General features: G+C 64.8%; 5 protein-coding genes. 2 read left to right on the top strand and 3 right to left on the bottom strand.

Going from position 1 to position 3,840, the window contains the following annotated elements:
* Positions 1-779 (top strand): UBP-type zinc finger domain-containing protein (locus AC5RWT_RS35410; protein ID WP_494084306.1); only part of this gene is annotated, 779 nt, incomplete at its 5' end.
* A 305-nt stretch (positions 780-1,084) separates the two neighbouring features.
* On the opposite strand, the gene AC5RWT_RS35405 is transcribed toward AC5RWT_RS35410, so the two are convergent.
* From AC5RWT_RS35405 to AC5RWT_RS35395, 3 genes are read right to left on the bottom strand one after another with little or no spacing between them, the layout of a single operon-like run.
* Positions 1,085-1,852 (bottom strand): SCO1664 family protein, encoded by a 768-nt coding sequence (locus tag AC5RWT_RS35405; RefSeq protein WP_494084305.1) that lies wholly within the window; start codon positions 1,850-1,852, stop codon positions 1,085-1,087.
* Entirely contained in the window at positions 1,852-2,406 is a 555-nt protein-coding gene (locus AC5RWT_RS35400; RefSeq protein WP_494084304.1) for a DUF3090 domain-containing protein, read from the bottom strand. The genes AC5RWT_RS35405 and AC5RWT_RS35400 overlap by 1 nt, the downstream gene beginning before the upstream one ends.
* A 24-nt stretch (positions 2,407-2,430) precedes the next feature.
* On the bottom strand, positions 2,431-3,123 hold the full coding sequence (locus AC5RWT_RS35395; RefSeq protein WP_494084303.1) for a histidine phosphatase family protein: 693 nt from the start codon (positions 3,121-3,123) through the stop codon (positions 2,431-2,433).
* Between the two features lie 260 nt (positions 3,124-3,383).
* Here AC5RWT_RS35395 and AC5RWT_RS35390 point away from each other — a divergent pair.
* Positions 3,384-3,840 (top strand): Type 1 glutamine amidotransferase-like domain-containing protein (locus tag AC5RWT_RS35390; protein WP_494084302.1); only part of this gene is annotated, 457 nt, incomplete at its 3' end.

Raw genomic sequence — 3,840 nt, 5'->3', positions numbered from 1 at the left:
CGCAGGACATACCCCACCGCCAGGTCCTCGTCCTCGCCGCCCTGGCCGTAGTGGGCGGAACCTTGGTGCTGCAGGGATTCAGCCTGCCCTGGCTGGTACGCAGGCTGGGACTGCATGGTCCGGACGCCGGGCAGGACGCGCTGGCCCAGGCCTCGATGCTCCAGCAGACCGTGGCAGCAGGACTGGAAAGGCTGCGCACGGCCGCTGTGCCTGAGGATCCGCCGGAAGTCCTGGCCATGCTGCAGCGTCGGACCGAGGAACGCAGCTTGGCAGCCTGGGAACGGCTGGGCCGGCCGGAAACCGAAATCCGCACCCCCAGCCACCGCTATGCGCAGCTGCGGATGGCCATGCTGGACGCCGAACGGGCCAAAGTCCTGGAACTTCGCGGAACGGGTGGCTACCCTGCCGAGGTGGTGGATGAGGTGCTGGAGCGGTTGGATGTTGAAGAATCGATGCTCGACGCCGCGATCGACGACTGCGGCACCCGCCACGGGGCGTTCTTGGCCGTACCGCAGGAGGTGGCGGCCGGCTGCGGGCACCTGGGCCAGGCACCGGACCGGCCGGTTCCGCTCGACCCGCAGTGCCTCGACTGCCACACCGAAGGAACCACTCCGGTCCACCTGCGCCTGTGCCTGGAATGCGGCAACGTCGGGTGCTGCGATTCTTCCCCCGGCCTGCACGCGGCCCGGCACTACAGCACCACAGGACACGCAGTCATGCGCAGCGTCGAACCGGGTGAGTCGTGGCGCTGGTGCTATGTCGACGAAGTCCTGGGCTGAGGCACGCCCCTAGGTGTTCGCCTCGTGAGCTTCTGGACGGGTTGTGCAGGAGGTGTCCGCTCCGCGGGGCCGGAAGGACCAGCGGGCCCTCGGAGAGCTATTTCTATGGCCGCTAAGAGCACATGTTCTTGGCGGCCATGGGCTTTTGGCCACCGGTGGCAAGTCGAGATGATGCCGCCCGCATTTTGCAGCACAAGGAACGACTGACAACTTGTGGCCGCAAGCAAAGTCGGTCAAAAGACTTAAGGCACCGTTCAGGACGGCTCAACGTCACACAGCCCGCGAAGCCCGTAGTCGTAATTCCCTTAGAACAGCGGCCAGGGCACCGCCGACATCTCACCGCTCGGAGCCGGAAACCGCCCTGCCCGGCGCAACCGGGCGCAGCGCGTGGCGAGCGATGCGATTTCTTCGGCGCTGAGCAACTCCGCCAGGTTTTGGCCCAGCACACCGTGCAGTCCCTCGCTGACACGATCTATGCCGTCGCATTCCTCGGCGGTCAGAGCGTCTCCCAGCCATCCCCACAGCACCGTGCGCAGCTTGTGGTCACGGTGAAAGGTGAGCCCATGGTCCACGCCGTGCCGGTGTCCGTCCGTCATGGCAAGAATGTGGTCGCCTTTGCGGTCGGCGTTGTTGACGATGATGTCGAACACCGCCATGCGTCTGAGCACTGGCGAGTCTTCGTGAACGAGGGCGACTATCCGTCCGTTGTCATCTCGTCCCTCGAGAACGTGTTTCCAGCCCGTCTCCGGCACCTGGTCCTTCGCGATCAGGTTCACGGCGCTTTGGACGGGGTCTTGCTGCTGCCAGAGCTGCACCATTCCTTCGCCCATCGGACCATCGCGTAGCCAAGTGCGCGGCACGACGTCCCAGCCGAAGACTTGCGAGACCAGATAGGCGGCCACCTCCCGGTGAGCCAGGGTGCCCCGGGGAAAATCCCACAGCGGACTTTCGCCTGCTATCGGCTTATAGACGACCGCCACGTCGCCGATGCTGCCCAGAAATGTAGCGTTTGAAGCCGTCGTGATGCGGCCGGTGAGTGTCAGCTCGGCGGTCACTAGGTCGGGCGCTGCCATCAGACCTCGGGAAGGGTGCAGATGTGCCCGTCGGCGTCGATGGGGTAACCGCAGAGCGGGCACGTCGGACGCCCAGCGCCCACGATTTCGCGGGTGCGCTGGGCGAATGCGCGGGCAGTGCCGACCGGCATTCGCACCAGCAGCATTTCGCGCTCGTTAGCGCCGTCCCCATCAAGCGATTCGTCGTTGTCATCAGCATCGACATCGGTGATGGGGTGGGCCTCAATGACGATCTGGGCCGTGGTTGGATCCCACGCTAAGCTCATGTCCCCGGTACGAAACTGCTCCTGGACGGCCTCGAGCCGGTCATCGTCGACAAGTTCAATGGGAGTACTCGTGGGAACGCTGAAGGGATTGCCCTCGACGGTGATGAGCTGATCGAGAATTTCGTCAATCTTCTCCGCGAGCAGAGCCGACTGCTGCTTCTCCAGGGCAATACTCATGACCTGCGCCCCTGCGCGCACCTGCAGGTAGAACGTGCGCGCCCCCGGACGGCCAAGGGTGCCAATGACGACCCGATCAGGCCAGGCAAACTCGTGAACACGTGTAGGCATGACAGTATTTTAGGCTCTTGAGGTTCATGGCGCCTTGTGCCCTGCACCGCCGCCCACCGGGGTATCGCCAGAGTGAATGCCGTTCGACAGCCACGACAGATCACCCGCGGCGGTGTTGGTCGCGTAGACGCTCGGCCGTCTTGCGCCGTAGCGCACGATCGATACGGAGGCGGGGTCCACGTTAAGACGCTGGAACAGGTCAAGGTGCATGCCGAGCGCGTCAGCGAGGATTGACTTGATGATGTCACCATGACTGACCGCAACCCACACGGCCTCTGGTCCGTAATCGGCTTCGAAGGCTGCATCGTGACGTCGAATCGCTGCCACCGACCGGGCCTGCATCGCGGCCATGGATTCACCGCCGGGAAAGACGACGGCGGAGGGTTGCGACTGCACAACCGGCCACAAATCCTCGGTCGCGAGATCACTCAGGGTGCGGCCCTGCCACTGGCCGTAATCGCACTCGGTGAGAGCCGGATCGACCGGCGCGTAAGGCGTGCCATTCTGGCGATCGAGGATGAGCTGGGCGGTCTCCTGACAACGCTCAAGAGGGCTCGATACCACCGCGACTAATGGCACGGCCGCGAGCCGGTCTCCGGTTAGAGCCGCCTGCTCGCGCCCGACCTGGTCCAGGCTCACGCGGTCAGCGCGGCCGGCCAGCAGTCCAGCGGCATTGGCTGTGGTGCGGCCGTGCCGCACAAGAATAACTGTCGCCATCCACCCAGCCTAACCACCCGCTCGCTGACGGTGTGGACGCACAGGGTCGCGCGTCGAACAGGCAAATAAAGTACTCATGGAGGGACACACCAACGTGAGGTCTGCGTCCACGTCGAACTGTGGACAAAGTTTGACTGGGTGTGTACCTATTGAAGGGCCGAGCACCAGACGGCGTGCTTACCGGATCTTGTCGGTGAGTTCTAGCCCGTTCCCACGGCTTCGGGCACATCCACCATCCACGCGCGGACTCTGGAGGCACGTTGAAGCTCTTGCTTACCTCAGGCGGCGTGACGAACCCGAGCATTCACTCTGCTCTCGTGCAGCTAATCGACAAGCCGGTCGCCCAGTGCCGCGCCCTGGTCGTCCCGACAGCGCAGTGGGGTCACCCGATGTGCGGACCGGCATCCGTGCGGGCCCTCCTGGCCGCCGAGCACGACTTCCGTCATTTGTCCGGCCTGGGCTGGGCGTCGCTCGGCGTTCTCGAGCTCACCGCGCTGCCCACCATCGGTGCGGATCGGTGGGTCCCATGGCTTCGCGAGGCCGACGTGCTCTTGGTCGACGGCGGCGACGCGACGTACCTGTCCCATTGGATGCGGGAGTCCGGGCTGGCCGAGTTGCTACCGTCACTTCCCGACACGGTGTGGGTGGGAGTGAGTGCCGGAAGCATGGTGATGACGCCCCGGATCGGGGAATACTTCGTCGAGTGGCCGGCCGCTC

The organism is Arthrobacter sp. Dra40, assembly GCF_059091905.1.
This window is presented reverse-complemented; position numbering and strand designations above follow the sequence as displayed.